We start from the raw sequence: 22,982 nt of genomic DNA, 5'->3' as shown, positions 1-22,982 counted from the left end.
GGACTTTAATGGACGACAACAAGAAGAAAGCCTTGGCTGCGGCCCTGGGTCAGATCGAACGTCAATTCGGCAAGGGTGCCGTAATGCGTATGGGCGATCAGGACCGTCAGGCGATCCCGGCTATCTCTACTGGCTCTCTGGGTCTGGACATCGCGCTCGGCATTGGCGGCCTGCCAAAAGGCCGTATCGTTGAAATCTACGGTCCTGAATCCTCCGGTAAAACCACCCTGACATTGTCCGTGATCGCCCAGGCTCAAAAAGCCGGCGCGACCTGCGCATTCGTCGATGCCGAACACGCCCTCGACCCTGAGTACGCCGGCAAACTGGGCGTCAACGTCGACGACCTGCTGGTTTCCCAGCCGGACACCGGCGAGCAGGCCCTGGAAATCACCGACATGCTGGTGCGTTCCAACGCGGTTGACGTGATCATCGTCGACTCCGTCGCCGCCCTGGTGCCAAAGGCCGAGATCGAAGGCGAAATGGGTGACATGCACGTGGGCCTGCAAGCCCGTCTGATGTCCCAGGCGCTGCGTAAAATCACCGGTAACATCAAGAACGCCAACTGCCTGGTTATCTTCATCAACCAGATCCGTATGAAAATCGGCGTGATGTTCGGCAGCCCGGAAACCACCACCGGTGGTAACGCGCTGAAGTTCTACGCTTCGGTTCGTCTGGATATCCGCCGTACTGGCGCGGTGAAAGAAGGTGACGAGGTTGTCGGTAGCGAAACCCGCGTCAAGGTTGTGAAGAACAAGGTTGCTTCGCCGTTCCGTCAGGCCGAGTTCCAGATTCTTTACGGCAAAGGCATCTACCTCAACGGTGAGATGATCGACCTGGGCGTTCTGCACGGTTTCGTCGAGAAGTCCGGTGCCTGGTACGCCTATGAAGGCACCAAGATCGGTCAGGGCAAGGCCAACTCGGCCAAGTTCCTGGCAGACAATCCGGAAATCGCCGCGAAGCTCGAGAAGCAGCTGCGTGACAAACTGCTGACCCCAGCACCGGACGTCAAAGCATCGCCAGTCAAAGAGACGGCTGATGACCTGGCAGACGCTGATATCTGATTGATCCGATGACCGCCGTACTCGATACACTCGTCGCAGTGCGGCGAACCGCAATGGACCTGCTCGCGCGACGCGAGCACGGTCGAGTCGAGCTGACGCGTAAACTGCGTCAGCGCGGCGCCCTCCCTGAAATGATCGACACAGCACTCGACCGGTTGACGGAAGAGGGGCTGCTCTCTGAATCCCGCTACCTCGAAAGCTTTGTTTCCTACCGTGCCCGTTCCGGCTATGGCCCTTTGCGCATTCGCGAAGAGCTGGGCCAGCGTGGCCTGCAACGTACCGATATCGAACTCGCCTTGCGCGAAAGCGGTATCAACTGGCAGGAACAACTGGAAGACACCTGGCGGCGCAAGTTTGCCGGGCATCTACCGATAGACATGCGCGAACGTGCCAAACAAGGGCGTTTCCTGGCTTATCGGGGGTTTTCCATGGAGATGATCAACCGCTTGTTCAGCGGTCGAGGGATGGACGATTAAATGAAAACGGCCCGCTATTTTGATAGCGGGCCGTTTTTTTTTGCCTGTTGTTTACGTCACCTTGGACGGTTCCCGGGTGCGCTGTTGTGCCTGGGGTTTGGGCTGTGCCCAGTTTTCCGGCAGGTTGATAAAGTCCACCAATTCCCGCAGACGTCCATGATCACGGGCGTTGAAGGTGAAGGCCAGTCGCGCCAGATGGCTGAACTGCGGCTCGTCGTGCTCCTCGCCGTTATAAACGTGCTGGTGGAAATGGTCGCTCAGGCACAGATCGGCGAACGCCGTCTGCATGTGTTCGAGCGCACCGTCACTGAGCGGGTGATTCATGCGAATCACGAACTGATGCTTGAGCCAGCGGCTGGAGTGGAAGTTGCTGTAGAACTGGTTGATCTGCTCCACCGCCTCTTCAGCACTGTAGACCAGGCTCACCAGTTTCATGTCGGTAGGCAGAATGTAGCGGTTTTCCTCCAGTTGATGGTGGATAAAGTCCAGCGCGCCTTGCCAGAACGTGCCGCCCGGCGTATCCAGCAACACCACCGGCACCAGTGGGCTTTTGCCGGTCTGGATCAGGGTCAGCACTTCCAGCGCCTCGTCCAGGGTACCGAAACCGCCCGGGCACAGGACCAGCGCGTCGGCTTCCTTGACGAAGAACAGCTTGCGGGTAAAGAAGAAGTGGAACGACAGCAGATTGGTCGTGCCCTGGACGGTAGGGTTGGCATGCTGCTCGAAGGGCAGGGTGATATTGAACCCCAGGCTGTGTTCCAGGCCGGCCCCTTCGTGGGCGGCGGCCATGATGCCGCCACCGGCACCGGTGATGACCATCAGGTCCGAGCGCGCCAATGCGGCGCCGAGTTCCCGGGCCATGGCATACAGCGGATGTTCGATCGGCGTACGGGCCGAGCCGAAAACGGTGACTTTGCGTCGACCCTTGAACTGTTCCAGCACACGGAATGCGTGCTCCAGTTCACGCAGGGCCTGTAGGGTGATCTTGGCGTTCCAGCGGTTGTGATCTTCCTGGGCCATGCGCAGCACGGTCAGAATCATGTCGCGGTAAATCGGGATGTTGGGGCTGTTGGGTGAAACCAGGTTGAGTTGCTCTTCGACCTTGCTGGTGAGGTCGTGGCCGCTTTCTTCAAAATGACGGCTGAGGAGGTCATTCGGTTGGTAAGGCATTCAACTTCTCCTTGCATGCAGGCTGTGTTTTTTCCATCGCATGAAAAAAACCTTCGCAACAACAAACGTACATCGGGCCGCTCCTTTTCGGCCGGAAAGACAATGTGAACACGCTAAATCTAGTCTCTCGGGATCAATTGCGCTGACTTGATCATTGCGCCGCAAAGTCTTTCCTGGCAACCGCTTATTGACGATTTGCAAGGTGCTTTCGCCGCTCGTCTGAACGCAAGCCCGGTGGCTGTGGCTCTGATTTACTAAGTTACAGGCGTGACACGACAACTTTGCGTCAAAGGCAGTACGCAAAGTGATAGCCGTTCAGGGAATTGAGTGAGCAGGGAGGCGGGAAACCATGGCCAGATTGATTCTGGAGATCGATGCGCAGCTGTATCGATTATTGAAGTCGTCAGCCGAGACCAATCATTTGAGTCTTGAAGAGGAGTGCTGCCGACGTCTGGGCGGTGGCGAGCGCCGTTCGCGTTATTTGCAGGCGTTGCTGGCAGAACTGCGCGCCGAGGATGAACAGCGGCGCGCCAATTCCCGATGATTACTTCTTCTTGGCCGGCGTCGCTTTCGGGCAGTCCGATTCCTGATAGCTGGCGGAGCCGACCGAGCGGTTGGTCTTCACTTCGGTGAAGTCGTAACGCATGACGGCGCCCTTGGCCATCAGTTTGCGGAACGATGGGTTGTTGCAGACAGAAGCGCCCAGCTGGAAATACACGGCTTTCGGATCGGCACGCATCTTGTCGGCGTGGCTGCTTTGCACGCTCAAGTGGTTGATCAGCGTATTGCCTTCGACGGTGTAGCCCTGATCAAGAATGTCCTCGTTGATCGCCCGCGGTGTGCCGACGCTGCTTTGTACAGCGACGTTTCGCAGCTCTCTGTTGAGGTTCTGCTCACTCAAGGAAGCAGCCTGAGCGCTGAAGGACGACGCCAATAGAACGGCAGCGGTGGGAACGATAAGGCGCAGCATGAAACTCTCCTGGTTCAGTGACTGGTGGTTTCGACCAGCCACATGACTGTGCGTTCAGTGGCGGCGGATTATAGGGGAGAGGGCCCGGACGGTACAGGCTTGCGCCGGCCGCTCTGATAAACTGCCGGCACTTTCTGCCTTACCGAGTGTTTTTGTGTCGATTTTCCTTACCTGTCGGCGTTGCCTGCGATGAACACCCTTTCTGCTCACTTTGCGGTCAACGCCGTGGCCCGCTTGCGCGACGAGCGCGAGGAGGAAGGCATCAAGCCGATCCAGGCCCGTGGCTGGCGCGCACCGCGTTGCCGTGCCTGCCGGGTGATCGAGAGCCACTGCCTGTGCGCCTGGCGCCCGCAGGTCGAGACGCGTTCCGGCGTATGCTTGATCATGACCAACAAGGAAGTGTTCAAACCGAGCAATACGGGCTGGCTGATCGCCGACGTGGTCCGCGATAACCATGCGTTTATCTGGTCGCGCACCGAAGTCGATCAGCAACTGCTGGATCTGCTGGCCGATCCGCAATGGCAGCCCTATCTGGTGTTTCCGGGAGAGTATGTTGAGCCTGAGCGTGTGACCAACACGGTCGACATGGACAGCGCCAAGCGCCCGCTATTTATTCTGCTGGACGCCACCTGGACCGAGGCCCGGAAGATTTTCCGCAAAAGTCCTTATTTTGACCGGTTGCCGATCCTCAGCCTGCTTCCGGAAAAACTCTCCCGTTATCGCTTGCGCCGCTCGACCCGCAGCGAGCACCTGTGCACCGCCGAAGTGGCCGCGTTGTGCCTGGATCTGGCGGGTGATACAGACGCGGCATCGGCACTGGACGCCTACTTCGATGTGTTCAGCCAGCATTACCTGGACGCCAAGCACCAGTTGGACATGAACGTTGAAACGCCGGCCCACGCCGAGCTGATGCCTTTTGTGCAGAACACGGCTCCGGTCATCGGCTGATTGTCGCCCATACTGCAAAGAACTGTAGCGAGCACGCACCTTGACCACCCCGACTTCGCTGGGCATGCTTGGCGCCGATTAGGGCGCGGCCAAAGTTTGAAACGTCGTTTTGCATGTAATTGGCGTTGAACGTGCCCTGTTGGCGCCGCTCCGTGGCTGCGCCTTGAGTTGTTTGAAAAACAGGATCATTAGAAAAATGGCCACATACGAAATCCTGATTGCCGATGACCATCCTCTTTTTCGCAGTGCCCTGCATCAGGCGTTGACCCTCGGCCTGGGCCCGGATGTCCGTCTGGTGGAAGTGGCAAGCATTGCCGAGCTGGAAACCCGCCTGGACGAAAAGTCCGATTGGGATCTGGTGCTGTTGGACCTGAACATGCCGGGGGCCTACGGTTTTTCCGGGCTGGTGCTGTTGCGCGGTCAGTACCCGCAGATTCCGGTGGTGATGGTCTCGGCCCAGGAAGAAGCCTCGATCATGGTCAAGTCCCGTGAATTCGGCGCCAGTGGTTTCATCCCCAAGTCGAGCGACTTGAGCGTTATTCAAAAAGCCGTGCGTGCGGTGCTTGATGGCGATGTCTTCTGGCCGCCCCAGGCGTTCGAAGCGGTCAGCGTTTCCGCCGAAGCCAAGGCTGCCAGTGAGGGCCTTGCAAGCTTGACGCCCCAGCAGTTCCGGGTGCTGACGATGGTGTGCGAGGGGTTGCTGAACAAGCAGATTGCCTACGAACTGAGTGTGTCCGAAGCGACCATCAAGGCCCACGTGACGGCGATCTTCCGCAAACTGAATGTGCGCACCCGGACTCAGGCAGCGCTACTCTTGCAACAACTTGAGTCAATTTCGAGCCACTAAAGCGCGGCAGATTCACGCTTTTTTGACTTTCTTTACTCTAGCTTTCCCACTCCTTTTTGGTTCAGTTGCCTACTCTATGTCACCTTTTAAAGGCCAGACCGGCCTAAAACGCATCCTCAACGCCTCCGGTTACTCGCTGGATGGCCTGCGCGCAGCCTTTACCGGCGAAGCGGCTTTTCGGCAACTGGTGTTGCTCAACGTTATCTTGATTCCGATTTCGTTCTTCCTGAACGTCAGCCGCGTCGAGCAAGCGCTGTTGATCGCGGTCTGCCTGTTGGCCTTGATCGTCGAGTTGCTCAATTCGGCGGTAGAAGCGGCCATCGACCGCATTTCCCTTGAGTTGCATCCGCTGTCCAAGAACGCCAAAGACATGGGCAGCGCCGCGCAATTCGTGGCATTGACCATGATCGCGCTGGTGTGGGCGGTGATTCTGCTTTAAGCGATGGTAGGCAGCACGATCTCGTCGCTGCGCTGAACCCCGGCGGTGAAGGCGCGGCACAGGTCGAGGAATTCGCGCATCGCCGGTGTCTGAAATTTCTGTTTGTGCCAGATGAAATAGAACTGCCGCGCCAGGTCAAGATCCGGTGTCTCCACCGCCACCAAACTGCCACGGCGGAACGCATCGCGCAGCGCCAGCCGCGAAATACAGCCAATCCCCAAGCCTGACTCCACCGCGCGTTTGATCGCTTCGGTGTGCTCCAGCTCCAAGCGAATGTTTAACGCGCTGCGATGGTGACGCATGGCCTGGTCGAAGGTCAGCCGCGTGCCAGAGCCTTGTTCGCGCAGAATCCACGCCTCATGGCTCAGCTCTTCCATGCTTGCGATGCCGCGTTTGGCCAATGGATGCTGGGGCGCGCAGAACACCACCAGCTCATCCTCGACCCAGCTCTGCACTTCGATGTCCGGGTGACTGCAGTCGCCTTCGATTAGACCCAGATCAATTTCATAGTGGGCGACTTGTTGCACGATGTTGGCAGTGTTCTGCACATGCAGCTTCACTTGGCTTTCCGGGTGGCGCTGCATAAAACTGCCGATCAGCAACGTCGCCAAGTAGTTGCCGATGGTCAGGGTCGCGCCGACCGCCAGCGAGCCGAAACCGGATTTGCCGTTGAGCAGGTCTTCGATTTCCTTGGACTGGTCGAGCAGCGCCACCGCTTGGGGCAACAGCTGTTTGCCGAGGGCGTTGAGGCTCAGCCGTTTGCCGGCGCGGTCGAACAGCTGACAGCTGGACTGGCGCTCCAGCTCGGTGATCGAGGTGCTGGCCGCCGATTGCGAGAGGTTGAGCAGACCCGCAGCACGGGATACGCTTTCCTGCTGAGCGACGGCGACGAAGACTTGAAGTTGACGTAGAGTAAATCGCATATCTATATAACCGATAACCCTTATCTTAATAATCCAGTTAACAGATATTGTGGCTGCCATTAGAATGCGATGCAATTGCGCACCATCGTTCATTATTCGTAGAGCAGGCGCAGACAATCTCCAGGAGTCCCACGTACATGAGCAACATGAACCACGAGCGTGTCCTCAGTGTTCATCACTGGAACGACACTCTGTTCAGCTTCAAGTGCACCCGCGACCCGGGCCTGCGCTTCGAGAACGGTCAGTTCGTGATGATCGGCCTGCAACAGCCCAATGGCCGCCCGCTTATGCGTGCTTACTCGATTGCCAGCCCGAACTGGGAAGAGCATCTCGAGTTCTTCAGCATCAAGGTGCCTGATGGTCCGCTGACTTCCCAGTTGCAGCATCTGAAGGAAGGCGACGAGATCATCATCAGCAAGAAGCCTACCGGCACCCTGGTGCTGGATGACTTGAAGCCTGGCAAACATTTGTACTTGCTCAGCACCGGCACCGGTCTGGCGCCGTTCATGAGCGTCATCCAGGATCCGGAAACCTACGAGCGTTTCGAGAAAGTGATCCTCTGCCACGGCGTGCGTTACGTCAACGAAGTCGCCTACCGCGAGTTCATCACCGAGCACCTGCCGCAGAACGAGTTCTTCGGCGAGGCCCTGCGTGACAAGTTGATCTACTACCCGACCGTGACCCGCGAGCCGTTCGAGAACGAAGGTCGCCTGACCGACCTGATGCGCAGCGGCAAGCTGTTCAGCGACATCGGTCTGCCTCCGATCAACCCGCAGGACGACCGCGCCATGCTGTGCGGCAGCCCGAGCATGCTCGACGAAACCAGCGAAGTGCTGAACAGCTTCGGCCTGAAAGTTTCGCCGCGGATGCGCGAGCCAGGTGATTACCTGATTGAGCGTGCGTTCGTCGAGAAGTAAGAACACCGCCTCACTGAAAAGCCCCCATTGCCAATGCAGGCAATGGGGGCTTTTTTATGTCCGACACAATCCCTGTAGGAGCTGTGTAGGAGCTGTCGAGTGAAACGAGGCTGCGATCTTTTGATCTTGCTCTTAAAAAACAACATCAAAAGATCGCAGCCTCGTTTCACTCGACAGCTCCTACATCAGTTGGAGGCGGGGATAACCTCGAGGACGCGAATAACCCCGGCCTCCGGGTAATGCCAGCGCACATCCAGATCCCAGAACTGCGCGCCATATTCCCGCTCAGGCGTAGGAACCTGGTACGCCGGACGTGGGTCTTGTGCCAAACATTGATCGATCAGCGCAACCAAAGGCTCGCCAAGGCGCTGAGCGTGCTCGTGAGCCTGTTGCAGCGCTGTCTCCGCCCACCGCACGGGAATCAACTGCGGCGCGGCGCTGGCGATGCTGTTGGAAGCGTTGTCGATGATGTCGGCGTAAGGCACGTAAGGTTTGATGTCGAGAATCGGTGTGCCGTCCAGCAGGTCGATGCCGGAGATGAACAGGCGATTCGCCTCGACTTTGTCCAGCTTCACCACGGATTGGCCGATGCCATTGGGCCGATGCGTCGCGCGGGTCGCGAACACGCCCATGGATTTATTGCCGCCCAGGCGAGGCGGGCGGACTTTCAGGCGTGGCTTTTCTTCCAGGGCCTGATGAAACACGAACAGCAACCAGACGTGACTGACCTGTTCCAGGCCTTGCACCGCATCGCCCTGATCGAACGGCGCCACCAGTTCCAGCACACCGCGAGCGGCCGGGGCCAGTTGCGGTTGGCGCGGGATGGCGAATTTCTCCTTGAAGCAGGAGCGCACGAAGCCGATGGGGGAAACGCTGTAAGTCATGGTTTGGGGTCGAGGCGGGGGAGAGGCGGGCATGATAACCCGATCAACCTCGGAATCGGCGGTGACAGGTCGGGCCCCTTCGCGAGCAAGCCCGCTCCCACAGGGTTTTCGAGCGAACACAGATTTTGTGTACGACATAAAACCTGTGGGAGCGTGGCTTGCCCGCGAAGGCCGCGCTGCCGATCTAAAGACTAAACCCACCATCCAACGGAATAATATTCCCGGTCATATACGCCCCCGCCGTGCTCGCCAGACTGATCGCCAGCGCCGCCATCTCTTCCTCCCGACCCCAGCGCTTCATCGGAATCAGCGCCGTATCCTCGGCGAGCGCCTGTTTATCATTACCAATGTGCTGGGTCATCTTGCTCGGAAAACGCCCCGGCGCGATCACGTTGACGTTGATGTGCTGGCTCACCAGTTCCCGCGCGAGAATCCGCGACAGTTGATGCAGGGCGGCTTTACTCGGCCCGTAGGCATAAGCCTGTTCACCGAAGGATGAAATCCCGGCCACTGAACCGATGTTGATGATCCGCGCCGGATTGGCTTCAGAACCTGCCTTGCGCAACAGCGGCAAGAATTGCTGGATGCAGTTGAACACCGAGGTCACGTTGAGCTGCATGACCTTTTCCCAGCCCTTGATCGGGTAGCTTTCCAGCGGTGCGCCCCAGGTGGTGCCGGCGTTGTTGACCAGAATGTCCAGGTGTTCGATCTGCTCGCCCAGGCGCGTCGCCAGTTGCAGCACGCCTTCTTCATTGGCCAGGTTCGCCGCCACACCGTGGCAGCGGCCAAATGCACTTAACTCTTCAGCGGTTTGCAGGCAGGCCTCGGCGTCGCGGGCGCAGACGTACACGGTCGCGCCGGCCTCGACATACGCCTTGGCGATCATTTTGCCGATACCACGGGTGCCGCCGGTCACCAGAGCGGTGCGGCCTTGCAGGGAAAAGTACGGGTGCATGGCGAATCCTGAGAACTGAGGGTCAATACACCCTAGTCGTCAGCCGCCGGAAGCGGAGCCACTATTTTTGCGAGGAATGAGCGGCCATTCGGCCTTGTAAGAGCTGTGTCGGAACTGTGTAGGAGCTGACGAGTGAAACGAGGCTGCGATCTTTTGACGTTGACCTTAAAAAACAAGATCAAAAGATCGCAGCCTTCGGCAGCTCCTACAGAGCAATCCGCAGCGCGATTACTGCGGGCGAACGCGCAGGGTCAGGCCCTTGAGGAAATTGCGCAGCAACTGGTCGCCGCAGGTGCGGTAGTTGGTGTGGCCGAACTTGCGGAACAGCGCGCTCAGCTCAGGCTTGGACACCGGGAACTCGGAAGCCTTGAGGATCGCGTGCATGTCGTCTTCTTTCAGTTCGAAGGCCACGCGCAGTTTCTTCAGAATGATGTTGTTGGTCACCGGGGTTTCGATCGGCTGCGGCGGACGGCTTTCGTCCTTGCCGCGCTTGAAGATCACCAGGCCATCGAGGAAGTGCGCCATGACTTCGTCCGGGCAGCGCACGAAGCCTTCTTCGTCTTCTTCTTTCTTGTCGAGGTAAGTCAGCAGGTCTTCCATGGACACATCCATGCCGCCGATCTTGATGATCTCGATGAGTTTCTTGTCGCTGATGTCGAGCATGTAGCGCACGCTGCGCAGTACGTCGTTATGAATCATGGTGTGCAATCCTGATATCGGCAGTGGGCGCCGCATAAACAGCGGCGCCGAAATGTAGGGCGGCGTAAAAAGTCTTAGAACTTCTCTTTGCCGGACAGGTAGCGCCATTGTCCCAGCGGCACTTTGCCGATGGACACGCCGCCGATGCGAATGCGGCGGATGGCGACGACCTTCAGGCCAACGGCCTGGCAGAACAGGGCGATCACGCCCGGTTGTGGGTTCTTCATCGCAAAGCGCAGACGGTTTTCGTTCTGCCAGCTGGCCTTGACCGCCGGCAGCTCCTTGCCCTTGTACGTCAGGCCGTGATTCAGACGATTGAGGCCGTGAGCCACCATGTCGCCTTCAACCTCGACCACATACTCTTGCTCGATTTTCGCCGAGTCAGCGGTGAGCTTGCGCAAGATCTTCCAGTCTTGGGTGAACACCAGCAAACCGCTGGCGTTGGCCTGCAGGTCGGTGCTGGCGGTCAGGCGCAGGAAGTGCCCCTTGAGCGGACGTTTGCTGAAGCGGTGTTCTTCGCTCAGGGTTTCGGCGCTGATGCTGGCCATGGCGGTTTCCGCGTCCATGCCTGCCGCGACGTTGAACAGAATGGTCACTGGCTCCGGCGCGGTAGCCTTGGCTTCCGGGTCTAGCTCGACTTTCTGGTTCTCGACCTTGAATTGCGGCTCGTCGATGACTTCGCCGTCCACGGTGACCCAGCCGCCCTCGATGAACAGCTCAGCCTCCCGACGGGAACAGCCGACGAGTTCGATGAGGCGTTTGGAGAGACGAATCGGGTCAGTCATGACAGGGCCGTAACAAAAAGGGGGTGGGCATTGTACCTGCTGGGCGCCGGTTAATCGCGGGTCCATTTGCCTCATGTGCTTTTAAATGTGGGAGCGGGCTTGCTCGCGAAAGCGGTGGATCAGTCAATTTATCTGTTGAATGACACACCGCTTTCGCGAGCAAGCCCGCTCCCACAGTTGTTTTGTGTTGTTTCAGCCATTGCGTGCCGATTGTTGTCCTTGGCGCAAACGCATATGTAGCAACGGATACGGCTGGCCCATGCCATCGACCTCCGAGCGACCAATCACCTCGAACCCCTGCTTGAAGTAAAAACCCAGCGCCTGCGGGTTCTGTTCGTTGACGTCCAGCTCATCGGCGTTCAGGTGTTGCAGGGCATAGCGCAGCAATTGCTTGCCCAAGCCCTGGCCACGATGGGCCGGGTCGATAAACAGCATTTCGACTTTGCCCGCCGCAACGCCGGCGAACCCGGTGATGTGCTGGCGCGCGTCTTTGGTGCAGATCAGCATCACTGCGTCGAGGTAGCGGGTCAGTACCAGGTTCTTCAGCAGGTCGATGTAGCTGTCCGGCAGAAAGTCATGGGTGGCGCGCACCGAGGCCTCCCAGACCCGGGTGAGTTCTTCGTAATCACTTTGTTTCGGTGTGTGGATGACCGAATGGTGGCGCATGCCCGCCTGCCTCTCATGGATGAATGATGCGAATCCGTTCTCCACAAAACGATAGACCTAAAAAAGCCCCGCATCTCGTCAAGAGAGCGGGGCTTTTTGTATTTTTTGCGTTTAGATCTGTTCAGCCCACAGGTCGTATTCGTCGGCGTCGGTCACTTTGCACCAGACTTTGTCGCCCGGCTTCAAATTGCTGCCGTTGTCGATGAACACGTTGCCGTCGATTTCCGGGGCGTCGAAGAAGCAGCGGCCGACCGCGCCTTGCTCGTCGACTTCATCGACCAACACTTCGATTTCACGGCCGACGCGCAGTTGCAGACGTGCCGAGCTGATGGCCTGTTGATGCGCCATGAAGCGGTCCCAACGGTCTTGCTTGACGTCATCCGGCACGATGGCCGCGTCCAGCAGGTTGGCCGGTGCGCCTTCGACCGGCGAGTACTGGAAGCAACCGACGCGATCGAGCTGCGCTTCGGTCAGCCAGTTCAGCAGGTACTGGAAGTCTTCTTCGGTTTCGCCGGGGAAGCCGACGATGAAGGTCGAACGGATGATCAGGTCCGGGCAGATTTCGCGCCAGTTCTTGATCCGCGCCAGGGTCTTGTCTTCGAAGGCCGGGCGTTTCATGGCTTTCAGGACTTTGGGGCTGGCGTGCTGGAACGGGATGTCCAGGTACGGCAGGATCTTGCCGGCGGCCATCAGCGGGATCAGCTCATCGACGTGCGGGTAAGGGTAAACGTAGTGCAAACGCACCCAGACGCCGAGCGAGCTCAAGGCTTCGCAGAGTTCGGTCATGCGGGTTTTCACCGGCGCGCCGTTCCAGAAACCGGTGCGGTACTTCACGTCGACGCCGTAGGCACTGGTGTCTTGCGAAATCACCAGCAGCTCTTTGACGCCGGCCTTGACCAGACGCTGGGCTTCGTCGAGCACGTCACCCACCGGGCGGCTGACCAGTTTGCCGCGCATCGACGGGATGATGCAGAAGCTGCAGCTGTGGTTGCAGCCTTCGGAAATCTTCAGGTACGCGTAGTGGCGCGGGGTCAACTTGATGCCTTGCGGCGGCACCAGGTCGATCAACGGGTTGTGATCCTGGCGCGGTGGCACGGCGTCGTGCACGGCGTTGACCACTTGCTCGTACTGCTGCGGACCGGTCACGGCCAGCACGCTCGGGTGCACCTTGCGAATGTTGCCTTCTTCGACGCCCATGCAGCCGGTGACGATGACCTTGCCGTTTTCCTTGATGGCTTCGCCAATCACTTCCAGCGATTCAGCCTTGGCCGAGTCGATGAAACCGCAGGTGTTGACCACCACGACATCGGCGTCCTCGTAAGTGGACACGACGTCATAGCCTTCCATGCGCAGCTGGGTAAGGATGCGCTCGGAGTCGACCAGTGCTTTGGGGCAACCCAGGGATACGAAGCCAACCTTTGGATTGGCCGTGGCGGGAGTGGTGGACATGTCTAACCTCGGTATTGGGTGACGCCTCCAGCCGAAGTGGGCAAGGCGACAGACGGGCGCTTGGCTGCGCCTCTGATCAAAAAGTGCGCAATTCTAGCGATGAGAGGCTCACTTGACCAGCTTTATGCAGGGAAATACGACGAGTGCTGCGCTATGCTTCGCGCCGTCACGCTTTACCGAATTTTTACAGTCAACAAATCGTCTGTAACCTTAAGTAAAACAGCGCATGCTGCACGGCAAAGCATAGTGCTTCTTATAAGAAGTCCGGGTCTGAGTAGTAGGAGTTTTGGATGGGGCAGGCAAGTAGTCAGACGGCGGGCGCCGAGCATTCGGCAGCAAAACCGATCGGTATGCTGGTTGCGGCGGTCGGGGTGGTTTACGGCGACATCGGCACGAGTCCGCTGTACACCCTCAAGGAAGTGTTTTCCGGCGCCTATGGCGTACCGGTCAACCATGACGGCGTGTTGGGCATTCTGGCATTGATCTTCTGGTCGCTGATCTGGGTCGTTTCATTCAAGTACATGATGTTCGTGCTGCGCGCCGACAACCAGGGCGAAGGCGGGATCATGGCCCTCACTGCGCTGGCGCGGCGGGCGGCGGCGGGGCACCCGAAGCTGCGTGCCTTGCTGGTGGTCTGTGGGCTGATCGGCGCGGCGCTGTTCTATGGCGACAGCATGATCACCCCGGCGATTTCCGTGCTCTCGGCGATTGAAGGCCTGGGGCTGGCATTCGATGGCATCGACCATTGGGTGGTGCCGCTGTCGTTGGTCGTGCTGGTGGCGCTGTTCCTGATTCAGAGCCACGGCACCGCGCGCATTGGCATTCTGTTCGGTCCGATCATGGTGACGTGGTTTGTGGTGCTGGGTGCCTTGGGTGTCTATGGCATCCTCCAGCACCCGGAAGTGCTGCAGGCGATGAACCCGGTGTGGGGCGTGCGCTTCTTCATCGTGCACCCGGGCATGGGCGTGGCGATTCTCGGCGCGGTGGTGCTGGCACTGACCGGCGCCGAAGCGCTGTACGCCGACATGGGCCACTTCGGCCGCAAACCGATTGCCCGTGCCTGGTTCATCCTCGTGCTGCCGGCGCTGGTGCTCAACTACTTCGGCCAAGGCGCGTTGCTGCTCGGCGACCCGGAAGCCGCGCGCAACCCGTTCTACCTGTTGGCGCCGAGCTGGGCGTTGATCCCGCTGGTCGGTCTGTCGACCATGGCCACGGTGATTGCTTCCCAGGCTGTGATTTCCGGTGCGTTCTCCCTGACCCGCCAGGCGATCCAGCTCGGTTACATTCCGCGCATGCACATTCGCCACACCTCCAGTGCTGAACAGGGCCAAATCTACATCGGCGCCGTGAACTGGTCGCTGATGGTCGGTGTGATCCTGCTGGTGATCGGCTTCGAATCCTCCGGCGCTCTGGCCTCGGCCTACGGCGTGGCGGTGACCGGGACGATGCTGATGACGACCATCCTGGTGTCGGCGGTGATGTTGCTGCTGTGGAAATGGCCGCCGATCCTCGCGGTGCCGCTGTCGATCGGTTTCCTGTTGGTCGACGGTCTGTACTTCGCCGCCAACGTGCCGAAAATCGTCCAGGGCGGGGCCTTCCCGGTGATCGCCGGTATCGTGCTGTTCGTGCTGATGACCACCTGGAAACGCGGCAAGCAACTGCTGGTCGAGCGTCTCGACGAAGGCGGACTGCCGCTGCCGATCTTCATCAGCAGTATCCGCGTGCAACCCCCGCATCGCGTCCAGGGCACCGCCGTGTTCCTGACCGCGCGCCCGGACGCCGTGCCCCACGCGCTGTTGCACAACCTGCTGCACAACCAGGTGTTGCATGAACAAGTGGTGTTGCTGACCGTGGTCTACGAAGACATTCCGCGCGTTCCGGCCTCCCGGCGCTTCGAGGTGGATTCCTACGGCGAAGGCTTCTTCCGGGTGATCCTGCACTTCGGCTTCGTTGACGAACCGGACGTGCCGCAAGCGCTGAAACTGTGCCATCTCGACGACCTGGACTTCAGCCCGATGCGCACCACCTACTTCCTCAGCCGCGAAACCGTCATCGCCTCCAAACTCGAAGGCATGGCCCGCTGGCGCGAGGCGCTGTTTGCCTTCATGTTGCAGAACGCCAACGGCAATTTGCGCTTCTTCAATCTGCCGCTGAATAGGGTGATTGAGTTGGGGACGCAGGTAGAGATGTAAGCATTGTCAAAAAGCCCCCGTTGCCGTGAAGGTGGCGGGGGCTTTTTTGTGTCTGGCCACATTCTGCCGGTGCAATGAAGATCCCCTGTGGGAGCGGGCTTGCTCGCGAAGGCGGTGTGCCAGCAACCATGATATCGACTGACACCACGCCTTCGCGAGCAAGCCCGCTCCCACAAGGGTTTCGCGGTGTTAGTTGCTTTCAGGCAGCTCTTCTTCAGACTGAGTCTTCGTGCGCGCAGGTCGCGGCGTCAGTACCTTCACCACATCATCAATCACAGCCTTGCCCATTGCCGTCAGATAATGCGCTGCCCAGGCACGGCGGTCGGTGTCTTTGGTGTAGGCGGCTTCTTCGGCGAAGGATTTGGCGAGGTACAACAGGTCGGAGGCTTGTGACAATGCGTCGACGATGGGGATGCCGGCTCGGACGTTGAATAACGCCTGGTTCGAGCAGTAGATGACGGGGGTGAAGCCGATGGTTTTCAGATCTGATGGGGCGGACGAATCAGTTTTGGTCATGGTTTAACTCCTGGGTTCAAGGAGCTGCGACCTTCGTTACCACACGAAAGGGAGGCAGCTGTACGCAGGGTGGTAAACCGGGAACCAAGGAAACCGGCACGCCCGGGGGCGTCCCACGCACAGCTGCCATAACTCGAAATCGCAGGCATAAAAATGCCTGTATTCGTGATGAAAGCGCTGTTGCGCTGGTTTCGTCGGGTTACCACACCCGATCGCTGAATGGTCAGCGACGTCCGGAGGTTATCCCGTCGAAGAAAAGCGCAACAAGGCATCAAAGTGCCTAAAAAGAACGATTCGGAGTTTGCCTACAAGGTCTGTGGGCGTCATCTGATATTTCGGCATCGTTCAGCGAATGAAACTGAATGGCGAGAGAGTTTATAGGCTGTCGGAGCGCTTGATCAGTGGAGGTGTCGATTGATTTTTCATTCGGCCTCGGTTAGTGACTGTCCTTTGTCCTAGGACTGAGGACAGCTACGGCCTTGGGCTTTTTTTTTGCTGATGTTTTGCTGCTAGGTCCAGGTTCAATTCGACGCAATATTTTGCGTATAAAAAACGGCGAACACCACGATGGTAAGTGAGAGTTTAATGGCGGAAGTGGCGACGATTTGTAATGTTGAAGTGAACGAGGAATTGTTGGACGAGCATGATGATCTGCGATTGGACGCTGTGGTCCATGAGCGGCTTATGAGGTTTGAACCGGTCGATGCGATGGTCAGTCACGAAGAGATGCGAGCTCGATACGCGAAGGAAAATTAAGTGAGCTATGGTGCATTCGAGTCCTATCTATCATCTGGCCCCTCTGAAGAGGCTGGACCTTGCCTCGTCCTGAAGATATTGAAGGTCCTCTGTGGGAGCGGCAGTGGGGCAATTCGACTTGCTCGCGAAAGCGGTGCGTCACCCAACAATGATGTCGACTGACACGGCCTCTTCGCGAGCAAGCTCGCTCCCACAGGGGGGGATTGGTAGTGTGACGGCTGGAATGAAAAAGCCCCCGCAACCAAACGGCTGCGGGGGCTTTTTGTTCGGCGGGGCTTAGATCACTCTTGAGCCGTCGCCTCTTCCTTGGCCTGACGCTTCACGATGATGTCCACCAACCGCTGTGCAAGCGCCGGGTAGTTCTCATCGAAGTGGTGTCCACCAGGCAGCTTCACCGCCTCGCCCACGGCGGTCTTGTCGGTGCAGCCGCTCTCGTCGACCTCTTCTTCACCGTAGATGCACACCACTTTATCGGCAGGCAGTTTGGCCATTTCCGGGCCGGTGGCGGCTTCTTTGCCGGCGTTGCCGAGCCAGCCTTCAACTTCGATTTCGAAGCTGCCGGTGCGGGCGAAGGCCAGCAGGATGATTGCGTCGACCCGTTGCTGCTCCGATTCCGCCAAGCGGTTGTAGATCGCTGGCAGGACGTCGGCGCCGAACGAGTAACCGGTCAGGATGAAGCGCTTGGTGCCCCATTTCTGGCGGTAGTGCTGCATCAGTTCGGCGAGGTCCAGGGCGCTCTGCTCCGGGCTTTTGTGCTGCCAGTAGTAGCGCAGGGTGTCGATGCCGACCACCGGGTAGCCGATCTTGGCCATTTCGCCCGCCACGTCGCGGTCGAGGTCACGCCAGCCGCCATCACCGGACAGGAACAGGGTGACGGTGTCCTTGGCCTGACCGGCCGGGACTTCAACCACTGGAATCTGCAGACCGCCAGCGGCTTTATCACCACCAACCAGAATTTTGCGCAGTTCGTTGTTCAGCACTTGCGGCAGGTTGATGTCGTAGTCGCTGATGCTGGTTTCGGCGTTGGGTTGGTCGCGCACGAAACCTGCGCTGGCGTCATCCGGGTTGTCGTTCCAGGCCACCAGCCAGTGGCCGTGAGCGGCGCTTTTCGGCAGCAGGTGCGTGCAGCCACCTTTTTCCAGGGCCAGGTCTACCGACACGGCCTGGGCCTTGTCGTTCTTCTGCTCGGACAACCAGCGCCAGGCCAGCACGGCGCCAGGGCCGATGCCGCTGACCAGGGTCGCCGGGCCTTTCAGCTCTCGCAGACCGGATTGCAGGGCGCGGCTTTGCAGCAAGCAATCTTTGGGCAGAATCACTTGGACGATCTGCGCCGAGGCGCTACGGCTCAGGGTTTTCAGTTGCTGGTCATTGAGTTTCTGTTCGTCAGTCACCGCCACCAGCACTTGGGCCTTTGGCGTGGTGCCAGGGATCACTCGGGTCATGACGGTGCCGTCGGCCGGCGTCAGCCGTTCGAGGGCCGGTTCCGGGGCAGGGCGTTTCAGGTACCAGTAACCGCCACCGACAATCAGGGCCAGCACTACCAGTGTGGCCAGTACGTACCGCAAGGAGCGTTGAATCATCAGCGTTTCACCAATCCAGTCAAGCCGCCCGCAATCAGGGCAGCAGTATCGGCCAGGGCAACCAGCGGATCGAGTCCGGCGGGCACGGCCATATAACGGGGTTCCCAGTCAGGCTGGAATTTGTCTTTGAAGCGGCGCAAGCCTTGGAAGTTGTAGAGCTGCTCACCACGGCGGAAAACCATCGAGCCCAGACGCTGGGTCAGTGGCGCACCGCGACGGGGTTGTAGACCCGACAATGGCACCATGCCCAGGCTGAAACGCGCGTATCCATGATTTTTATAATGTTGAATCAGGCCGACCATCATGAATTCCATGGTCAGCTTGGGGGCTTCCGGGTGCGCGCGCATCAGGTCGAGGCTGGCCAAGTCATGGCCGTAGGTCTCGAGCAGGTTGGCGAACGCCACCGGGCGCCCTTCGAAACGAATCACCGCGACGCGGAAGTGCTTGAGGTAGTCATCGCTGAAACGGCCGAGGGAGAAGCCTTTCTCGCGCACGTTCTTGCCGGTCAGCCAGGCATCGGAAATCACCTTGAGCTCGTCCATCGGCGCATGCCCTGGCTCGTGGATCTCCAGTGACAGACCGTCACGGGTGCCACGGTTCCAGGTGTAGCGCAGGTCCTTCATCTCTTTGCCCTTGGCCTCGAGATCAAAGCGATGCAGATCGACCCGGGCTTCTTCGCCGAGTTTGATCGCGGTCAGGCCGATGTCCATGTAGTACGGCAGGTTCTCGGCGCGCACTTGATAGAAGACAGGGCGGGCGTGGTGGATGTCGCAGAGGTCGCGGAACTGCCAGATCATTTCCGCCCGTTGCTGGGTCGGGCCGATCGGGTCGTACAACGCCACCAGGCTGCGGCCACGACGGGCGTACATCAGGAACGCCTCGTCGTTGGGGTGAAACAGCAACGCCTTGTCACCGGTCAGCGCGAGGCCGCCATCGGGTTGCGCCGACGCCATGAGGATCTTTACCGCGCGGTCCAGTTCGTCCTGGGTGGGTAGATGAATGATCGGGCGCGCGGTGCGCAGCAGCCAGGTCAACGACACCACCACCAGCAACACGGCCGCACCCAGCAGCGAGCGCAAGCCACGTGGCGCATCCGCGTCGAGGGTGAACTGCCACCAGAGTTGATGGCTGTAGGGAACGTCCTGATAGGCAAACAGCAGCAGCCAGATCGACGCGCCGAGCACGCACAGGCTGGCGACCAGATACAGCGGCGAGAACGGCAGTTCGGTCAGGCGACTGGCGCGGTAGAACGACCGCCGGAACACCCCGAGCAGGCTCGCGGTCAGGGTCATCAGGCAGGCTTCTTCCCAGTCGAAACCCTTGAGCAGCGACAGCACGGCGCCGACCAACAGCAGAATGGTGGTCAGCATCCACGCCGCCGACAGCCGTCGACGCAGACCTTGGGCCAGCAACAGGCACAGCACGCCGATCAGGCTGGCGCCGAAGTGCGAGGCATCAACCAAACGGTGCGGAATCAGAAAACCGATGTGTTCCAGGCGTGTATCGATTTCCGGAGTCGCACCGGAGAACAACAGCACCACGCCGGACAGAAATACCAGCAACGCCAGGATCGGCGCCGCCAGACCTGAAGCCGCCCGCAGCGACTGACGGGACTGAAACAGGCGCTGGCCTTCGTTGATCAGAAGGAACACGCAGGCCACCAGCAAGGGCAGCACCACATAAATCAGTCGATAGAGGAGCAGGGCGGCGGCCAGTGGCGCGGCGCCGAGGGTATCGGCAAACGCGGCCAGCAGAATCGCTTCGAATACCCCGACACCGCCGGGCACATGGCTGAGCACGCCTGCTGCCAACGCTAATAGATAGACCAGCAAGAAGGCGCCAAAGGGTGGAGCTTCCGGCAGCAACAGATAAAGCACGGTCGCGGCGGCGGCCACGTCCAGGGCGGTGATCACCAGTTGCAGGAACGTCAGGCGGCGGCCCGGCAGACGCAACGTGCGGCGTCCGGCCTTGACCAGCAGATTATCCGGGTAAGGCTGATCCGGCAGGCGACGGCGATAGATGCCGATGGCCAGCACGGTCGTCAGCAACAGCACCGCGGCCGCAATCACCCCGAGCAAGGTCTCGGAGAGGCCCAGGGCGGCGGAGGCGGCAGGCAGGTTGCTCAGGGTCGCGAGAGCGGCCAGTGGGGGCAGGGCGCAGCCGAGTGAGAGGCTGGCGAACAGCGTCATGTGGGCAACGTCGGCAGCCCCCAGACCATGACGCGCATATAAACGGTAGCGAACCGAACCACCCGACAGCATCGACAGGCCGATGGCGTTGCCGATGGCAAATGCGGTGAAACCGCCCAGGGCCAGCACGCGTGGTGCCAGGGTGACGCCGGCATAGCGACTGGCGGACCATTCGTAGCCCAGCAAAATGATGAAGCCGACGACGGTCGCGCCCAATGCGCCGATCAATGCGGGTTTCGGCACTTCCAGGATCGAGTCGTGGAGCGCATACAGATCGAGTTCGCTTAACAGGTGGCGACAGGCAATCAGCGCGATAGCGAACAACAGTAAGGTGACCGCAAGACCTATGGGCTGACGGTACTTGCTGACCAGATCAAGCAGGCGCAAACGCTCGGCCTTGATAGGTTGTGTCGCTGTGACGGTGTCTTGTGGATCAGACGAGTTGGCGCGCATCAATCACCTCTTGGATTGTGCGCGACAGGATGGAGGTATCGAGCCAAGTTACCAATCCCTGTAGAAAAAAATAATCACAAATATTAACGCCTCTCACCGGTTTACGGCGATGGCACGTCATCGGTCGTAGAGGGCCTGCCTGGCACAGAGCATAGTCTGAACTCAGAGCCTTGGTGATCCCGAACGGTTCACTACACAGTGACAGATCATTGTTGCGAAAGGACTTTTTCAACAGATACAAAAAAGGCCACTCTTTCGAGCAGCCTTTTTTGATGTTTGGTTGCGGGAGCCGGATTTGAACCGACGACCTTCGGGTTATGAGCCCGACGAGCTACCAGACTGCTCCATCCCGCGTCTGTGTGGCGGCATTCTACAGCGGAACGCCGGGGTGTCAACGGTTAATCCTGAATCAGGTCAAATAAGCGTGAATTAGCGTCGAACGGTGACGGGGGAGAGATAAGTTTCGGAATCAGAACGATTTCTTGTTTCTGTCTGCGCGCGGATGATCGATGTCTTTCGACAAAACAGACGCGCACAAAAAAGGCCACTCTTTCGAGTAGCCTTTCTTGATATTTGGTTGCGGGAGCCGGATTTGAACCGACGACCTTCGGGTTATGAGCCCGACGAGCTACCAGACTGCTCCATCCCGCGTCTGTGTGTCGGCATTCTACAGAGGAACGCTGGGGTGTCAACCTTCAATTCAGAGAAAACCTGTTCCTGTTCAATCGCTTAGCTGCAAAAAGGGAAGGGCTGCCGCGCTGGAAGGCACGTGTGGCAAGGGTTCCAGCTCTATCGGTGGGTGTTATTCGATTGAGAAAATAAATTCATCTACCCTTTTCCTACAGCCGGTGAAGAAGATTCAGAGTACTGGTGCTATATACAGGTGTCGGTGAGATACTGCCGATCCGGCTCGTCATTACTTCATTTCCCTGCCATGAACACTGCTTCTATATGACTCAACGCAAAATCATCCACGTCGACTGTGACTGCTTCTACGCCGCCATCGAGATGCGTGATGACCCGCGTCTGGCCGGCAAGCCATTGGCAGTGGGCGGGTCGGCGGACCGGCGCGGGGTGATCGCCACCTGCAATTACGAAGCGCGGGCCTATGGCGTGCGTTCGGCGATGTCTTCCGGGCATGCCTTGAAGCTGTGCCCGGACCTGACCATCGTCAAGCCGCGGATGGACGCTTATAGAGAAGCGTCGAAGGAAATTCATACGATCTTCAGCGATTACACCGACCTGATCGAACCGCTTTCCCTCGATGAGGCGTACCTGGACGTGTCGGACAGCGCGCATTTTGGCGGCAGTGCCACGCGAATTGCCCAGGACATCCGCCGTCGGGTTTCCAATCAACTGCACATCACCGTCTCGGCAGGCGTGGCGCCGAACAAGTTCCTGGCCAAGATCGCCAGTGACTGGAAGAAGCCCAACGGCCTGTTCGTGATCACGCCGGATCAGGTGGAGGACTTTGTCAGCGGTTTACCCGTGAGCAAGCTGCACGGCGTGGGCAAGGTGACCGCCGACAAACTGGGCCGGCTCGGCATCATTGATTGCGCACATTTGCGTGAGTGGGACAAGTTGGCGCTGGTGCGCGAATTCGGCAGTTTCGGCGAGCGACTCTGGAGCCTGGCCCGTGGGATCGATGAGCGTCTGGTGCACAACGACAACCGTCGGCAATCGATCAGTGTCGAAAATACTTACGACGTGGATCTGCCGGATCTGGTGAGTTGCCTGGACAAGCTGCCTGAACTCCTGGAAACCCTGGCCGGGCGCATGGCGCGCATCGACAGCAGCTATCGGCCGGGCAAGCCGTTCGTCAAAGTGAAATTCCATGACTTTACCCAAACCACGCTGGAGCAGGCCGGGGCAGGGCGGGATCTGGGGAGTTATCAGCTGTTGTTGACCCAGGCATTCAATCGCGGCGGCAAACCGGTGCGGTTGTTGGGGGTCGGGGTAAGGCTGGAGGATTTGCGGGGTGGGTTTGAGCAGATGGAGTTGTTTGAGCGGTAGTTCAGTGTTGAATGTTCGGGCCTCTTCGCGAGCAAGCCCGCTCCCACATTGGATCTGCTGTGGACACATTATTTGTGAACACCTCAAATCCCCT

Annotated in this window: 21 protein-coding genes and 2 tRNA genes; 9 read left to right on the top strand and 14 right to left on the bottom strand. The window is 59.1% G+C overall.

All coding sequences use genetic code 11. The features are described 5' to 3' along the window. Nucleotides 1-8 precede the first annotated feature (8 nt). Nucleotides 9-1,061, top strand: coding sequence for a recombinase RecA (gene recA / locus HB680_RS04985; RefSeq protein WP_007907270.1), 1,053 nt, complete (start codon nt 9-11; stop codon nt 1,059-1,061). An 8-nt stretch (nt 1,062-1,069) separates the two neighbouring features. Then, nucleotides 1,070-1,537, top strand: a complete 468-nt coding sequence (recX, locus tag HB680_RS04980; protein WP_213937490.1) for a recombination regulator RecX — start codon at nt 1,070-1,072, stop codon at nt 1,535-1,537. Between the two features lie 51 nt (nt 1,538-1,588). Here recX and HB680_RS04975 read toward each other — a convergent pair whose 3' ends face one another. Continuing rightward, a complete protein-coding gene (locus HB680_RS04975; protein WP_213937489.1) occupies nt 1,589-2,707 on the bottom strand; it encodes a TIGR00730 family Rossman fold protein in 1,119 nt (372 codons plus the stop codon). 349 nt (nt 2,708-3,056) lie between these two features. Here HB680_RS04975 and HB680_RS04970 point away from each other — a divergent pair, with 349 nt between their 5' ends. After that, nucleotides 3,057-3,251, top strand: a complete 195-nt coding sequence (locus HB680_RS04970) for a hypothetical protein (RefSeq protein WP_054047053.1) — start codon at nt 3,057-3,059, stop codon at nt 3,249-3,251. Here HB680_RS04970 and HB680_RS04965 read toward each other — a convergent pair whose 3' ends face one another. Next, the gene (locus HB680_RS04965; protein WP_123405872.1) at nt 3,252-3,677 is read right to left on the bottom strand and encodes a PA3611 family quorum-sensing-regulated virulence factor; all 426 of its coding nucleotides are present in this window, start codon (nt 3,675-3,677) and stop codon (nt 3,252-3,254) included. Nucleotides 3,678-3,866: 189 nt separating this feature from the next. On the opposite strand from HB680_RS04965, the gene HB680_RS04960 reads away from it, so the two are divergent. The 3 genes from HB680_RS04960 to HB680_RS04950 all read left to right on the top strand — a co-directional run bounded on the left by HB680_RS04960 (nt 3,867) and on the right by HB680_RS04950 (nt 5,911). Beyond that, nucleotides 3,867-4,625 carry a tRNA-uridine aminocarboxypropyltransferase gene (locus HB680_RS04960; RefSeq protein ID WP_213937488.1) on the top strand — a complete coding sequence of 253 codons (759 nt, stop codon included), beginning with the start codon at nt 3,867-3,869 and terminating at the stop codon, nt 4,623-4,625. 196 nt (nt 4,626-4,821) lie between these two features. After that, nucleotides 4,822-5,472: a response regulator transcription factor ErdR gene (gene erdR / locus HB680_RS04955; protein ID WP_010462704.1), complete on the top strand. Its 651-nt coding sequence runs from the start codon at nt 4,822-4,824 to the stop codon at nt 5,470-5,472. Between the two features lie 76 nt (nt 5,473-5,548). Then, on the top strand, nt 5,549-5,911 hold the full coding sequence (locus HB680_RS04950; RefSeq protein ID WP_007947182.1) for a diacylglycerol kinase: 363 nt from the start codon (nt 5,549-5,551) through the stop codon (nt 5,909-5,911). Here the strand turns inward: HB680_RS04950 and HB680_RS04945 are convergent. After that, nucleotides 5,908-6,834 (bottom strand): LysR family transcriptional regulator, encoded by a 927-nt coding sequence (locus tag HB680_RS04945; protein WP_163908774.1) that lies wholly within the window; start codon nt 6,832-6,834, stop codon nt 5,908-5,910. The two genes, HB680_RS04950 and HB680_RS04945, sit on opposite strands and share 4 nt — an antisense overlap. Nucleotides 6,835-6,971: 137 nt before the next feature. Here HB680_RS04945 and fpr point away from each other — a divergent pair, with 137 nt between their 5' ends. Continuing rightward, nucleotides 6,972-7,751 carry a ferredoxin-NADP reductase gene (gene fpr / locus HB680_RS04940; RefSeq protein ID WP_003443014.1) on the top strand — a complete coding sequence of 260 codons (780 nt, stop codon included), beginning with the start codon at nt 6,972-6,974 and terminating at the stop codon, nt 7,749-7,751. A 185-nt stretch (nt 7,752-7,936) separates the two neighbouring features. Here the strand turns inward: fpr and tsaA are convergent, their stop codons facing one another. The 6 genes from tsaA to rimO form a co-directional block, all read right to left on the bottom strand. After that, nucleotides 7,937-8,635 carry a tRNA (N6-threonylcarbamoyladenosine(37)-N6)-methyltransferase TrmO gene (tsaA, locus tag HB680_RS04935; RefSeq protein ID WP_213937487.1) on the bottom strand — a complete coding sequence of 233 codons (699 nt, stop codon included), beginning with the start codon at nt 8,633-8,635 and terminating at the stop codon, nt 7,937-7,939. Nucleotides 8,636-8,819: 184 nt separating this feature from the next. Beyond that, the gene (locus tag HB680_RS04930; protein WP_213937486.1) at nt 8,820-9,590 is read right to left on the bottom strand and encodes an SDR family oxidoreductase; all 771 of its coding nucleotides are present in this window, start codon (nt 9,588-9,590) and stop codon (nt 8,820-8,822) included. A 228-nt stretch (nt 9,591-9,818) separates the two neighbouring features. Continuing rightward, nucleotides 9,819-10,289: a DUF1456 family protein gene (locus HB680_RS04925; protein ID WP_092272289.1), complete on the bottom strand. Its 471-nt coding sequence runs from the start codon at nt 10,287-10,289 to the stop codon at nt 9,819-9,821. A 74-nt stretch (nt 10,290-10,363) separates the two neighbouring features. Then, nucleotides 10,364-11,074, bottom strand: a complete 711-nt coding sequence (locus tag HB680_RS04920) for an rRNA pseudouridine synthase (RefSeq protein ID WP_213937485.1) — start codon at nt 11,072-11,074, stop codon at nt 10,364-10,366. Between the two features lie 192 nt (nt 11,075-11,266). Next, a complete protein-coding gene (locus tag HB680_RS04915) occupies nt 11,267-11,740 on the bottom strand; it encodes a GNAT family N-acetyltransferase (RefSeq protein WP_213937484.1) in 474 nt (157 codons plus the stop codon). Nucleotides 11,741-11,851: 111 nt separating this feature from the next. Then, on the bottom strand, nt 11,852-13,189 hold the full coding sequence (gene rimO / locus HB680_RS04910; RefSeq protein ID WP_123512023.1) for a 30S ribosomal protein S12 methylthiotransferase RimO: 1,338 nt from the start codon (nt 13,187-13,189) through the stop codon (nt 11,852-11,854). Nucleotides 13,190-13,479: 290 nt separating this feature from the next. Here rimO and HB680_RS04905 point away from each other — a divergent pair, with 290 nt between their 5' ends. Further along, nucleotides 13,480-15,381 (top strand): potassium transporter Kup, encoded by a 1,902-nt coding sequence (locus HB680_RS04905; RefSeq protein ID WP_213937483.1) that lies wholly within the window; start codon nt 13,480-13,482, stop codon nt 15,379-15,381. A 189-nt stretch (nt 15,382-15,570) separates the two neighbouring features. On the opposite strand, the gene HB680_RS04900 is transcribed toward HB680_RS04905, so the two are convergent. The 5 genes from HB680_RS04900 to HB680_RS04880 all read right to left on the bottom strand — a co-directional run bounded on the left by HB680_RS04900 (nt 15,571) and on the right by HB680_RS04880 (nt 21,526). Further along, on the bottom strand, nt 15,571-15,897 hold the full coding sequence (locus tag HB680_RS04900) for a DUF3077 domain-containing protein (protein ID WP_213937482.1): 327 nt from the start codon (nt 15,895-15,897) through the stop codon (nt 15,571-15,573). A gap of 1,037 nt (nt 15,898-16,934) precedes the next feature. Further along, complete coding sequence (locus HB680_RS04895) at nt 16,935-18,233, bottom strand: AcvB/VirJ family lysyl-phosphatidylglycerol hydrolase (protein ID WP_213937481.1); 1,299 nt, start codon at nt 18,231-18,233, stop codon at nt 16,935-16,937. Continuing rightward, a complete protein-coding gene (gene mprF / locus HB680_RS04890) occupies nt 18,233-20,875 on the bottom strand; it encodes a bifunctional lysylphosphatidylglycerol flippase/synthetase MprF (protein ID WP_213937480.1) in 2,643 nt (880 codons plus the stop codon). The genes HB680_RS04895 and mprF overlap by 1 nt, the downstream gene beginning before the upstream one ends. Nucleotides 20,876-21,152: 277 nt before the next feature. Further along, nucleotides 21,153-21,229: transfer RNA gene (locus HB680_RS04885), tRNA-Met, on the bottom strand. Nucleotides 21,230-21,449: 220 nt separating this feature from the next. Beyond that, nucleotides 21,450-21,526 (bottom strand) — tRNA-Met (locus HB680_RS04880). Between the two features lie 300 nt (nt 21,527-21,826). Between HB680_RS04880 and dinB the strand changes: the two genes are divergently transcribed. Continuing rightward, complete coding sequence (gene dinB, locus HB680_RS04875) at nt 21,827-22,888, top strand: DNA polymerase IV (protein WP_213937479.1); 1,062 nt, start codon at nt 21,827-21,829, stop codon at nt 22,886-22,888. The last annotated feature ends 94 nt before the right edge of the window (nt 22,889-22,982 follow it).

The organism is Pseudomonas sp. dw_612 (assembly GCF_018449725.1).
Lineage (GTDB): Bacteria > Pseudomonadota > Gammaproteobacteria > Pseudomonadales > Pseudomonadaceae > Aquipseudomonas.
The sequence above is the reverse complement of the archived record's forward strand: the minus strand, read 5'-3'. Positions and strand labels throughout refer to the sequence as shown.

Bases quoted from the DNA above. Each gene is read 5' to 3' on its own strand.
- recA (WP_007907270.1), top strand. From the start codon at position 9: ATGGACGACAACAAGAAGAAAGCCTTGGCTGCGGCCCTGGGTCAGATC.
- recX (WP_213937490.1), top strand. From the start codon at position 1,070: ATGACCGCCGTACTCGATACACTCGTCGCAGTGCGGCGAACCGCAATG.
- HB680_RS04975 (WP_213937489.1), bottom strand. From the start codon at position 2,707: ATGCCTTACCAACCGAATGACCTCCTCAGCCGTCATTTTGAAGAAAGC.
- HB680_RS04970 (WP_054047053.1), top strand. From the start codon at position 3,057: ATGGCCAGATTGATTCTGGAGATCGATGCGCAGCTGTATCGATTATTG.
- HB680_RS04965 (WP_123405872.1), bottom strand. From the start codon at position 3,677: ATGCTGCGCCTTATCGTTCCCACCGCTGCCGTTCTATTGGCGTCGTCC.
- HB680_RS04960 (WP_213937488.1), top strand. From the start codon at position 3,867: ATGAACACCCTTTCTGCTCACTTTGCGGTCAACGCCGTGGCCCGCTTG.
- erdR (WP_010462704.1), top strand. From the start codon at position 4,822: ATGGCCACATACGAAATCCTGATTGCCGATGACCATCCTCTTTTTCGC.
- HB680_RS04950 (WP_007947182.1), top strand. From the start codon at position 5,549: ATGTCACCTTTTAAAGGCCAGACCGGCCTAAAACGCATCCTCAACGCC.
- HB680_RS04945 (WP_163908774.1), bottom strand. From the start codon at position 6,834: ATGCGATTTACTCTACGTCAACTTCAAGTCTTCGTCGCCGTCGCTCAG.
- fpr (WP_003443014.1), top strand. From the start codon at position 6,972: ATGAGCAACATGAACCACGAGCGTGTCCTCAGTGTTCATCACTGGAAC.
- tsaA (WP_213937487.1), bottom strand. From the start codon at position 8,635: ATGACTTACAGCGTTTCCCCCATCGGCTTCGTGCGCTCCTGCTTCAAG.
- HB680_RS04930 (WP_213937486.1), bottom strand. From the start codon at position 9,590: ATGCACCCGTACTTTTCCCTGCAAGGCCGCACCGCTCTGGTGACCGGC.
- HB680_RS04925 (WP_092272289.1), bottom strand. From the start codon at position 10,289: ATGATTCATAACGACGTACTGCGCAGCGTGCGCTACATGCTCGACATC.
- HB680_RS04920 (WP_213937485.1), bottom strand. From the start codon at position 11,074: ATGACTGACCCGATTCGTCTCTCCAAACGCCTCATCGAACTCGTCGGC.
- HB680_RS04915 (WP_213937484.1), bottom strand. From the start codon at position 11,740: ATGCGCCACCATTCGGTCATCCACACACCGAAACAAAGTGATTACGAA.
- rimO (WP_123512023.1), bottom strand. From the start codon at position 13,189: ATGTCCACCACTCCCGCCACGGCCAATCCAAAGGTTGGCTTCGTATCC.
- HB680_RS04905 (WP_213937483.1), top strand. From the start codon at position 13,480: ATGGGGCAGGCAAGTAGTCAGACGGCGGGCGCCGAGCATTCGGCAGCA.
- HB680_RS04900 (WP_213937482.1), bottom strand. From the start codon at position 15,897: ATGACCAAAACTGATTCGTCCGCCCCATCAGATCTGAAAACCATCGGC.
- HB680_RS04895 (WP_213937481.1), bottom strand. From the start codon at position 18,233: ATGATTCAACGCTCCTTGCGGTACGTACTGGCCACACTGGTAGTGCTG.
- mprF (WP_213937480.1), bottom strand. From the start codon at position 20,875: ATGCGCGCCAACTCGTCTGATCCACAAGACACCGTCACAGCGACACAA.
- dinB (WP_213937479.1), top strand. From the start codon at position 21,827: ATGACTCAACGCAAAATCATCCACGTCGACTGTGACTGCTTCTACGCC.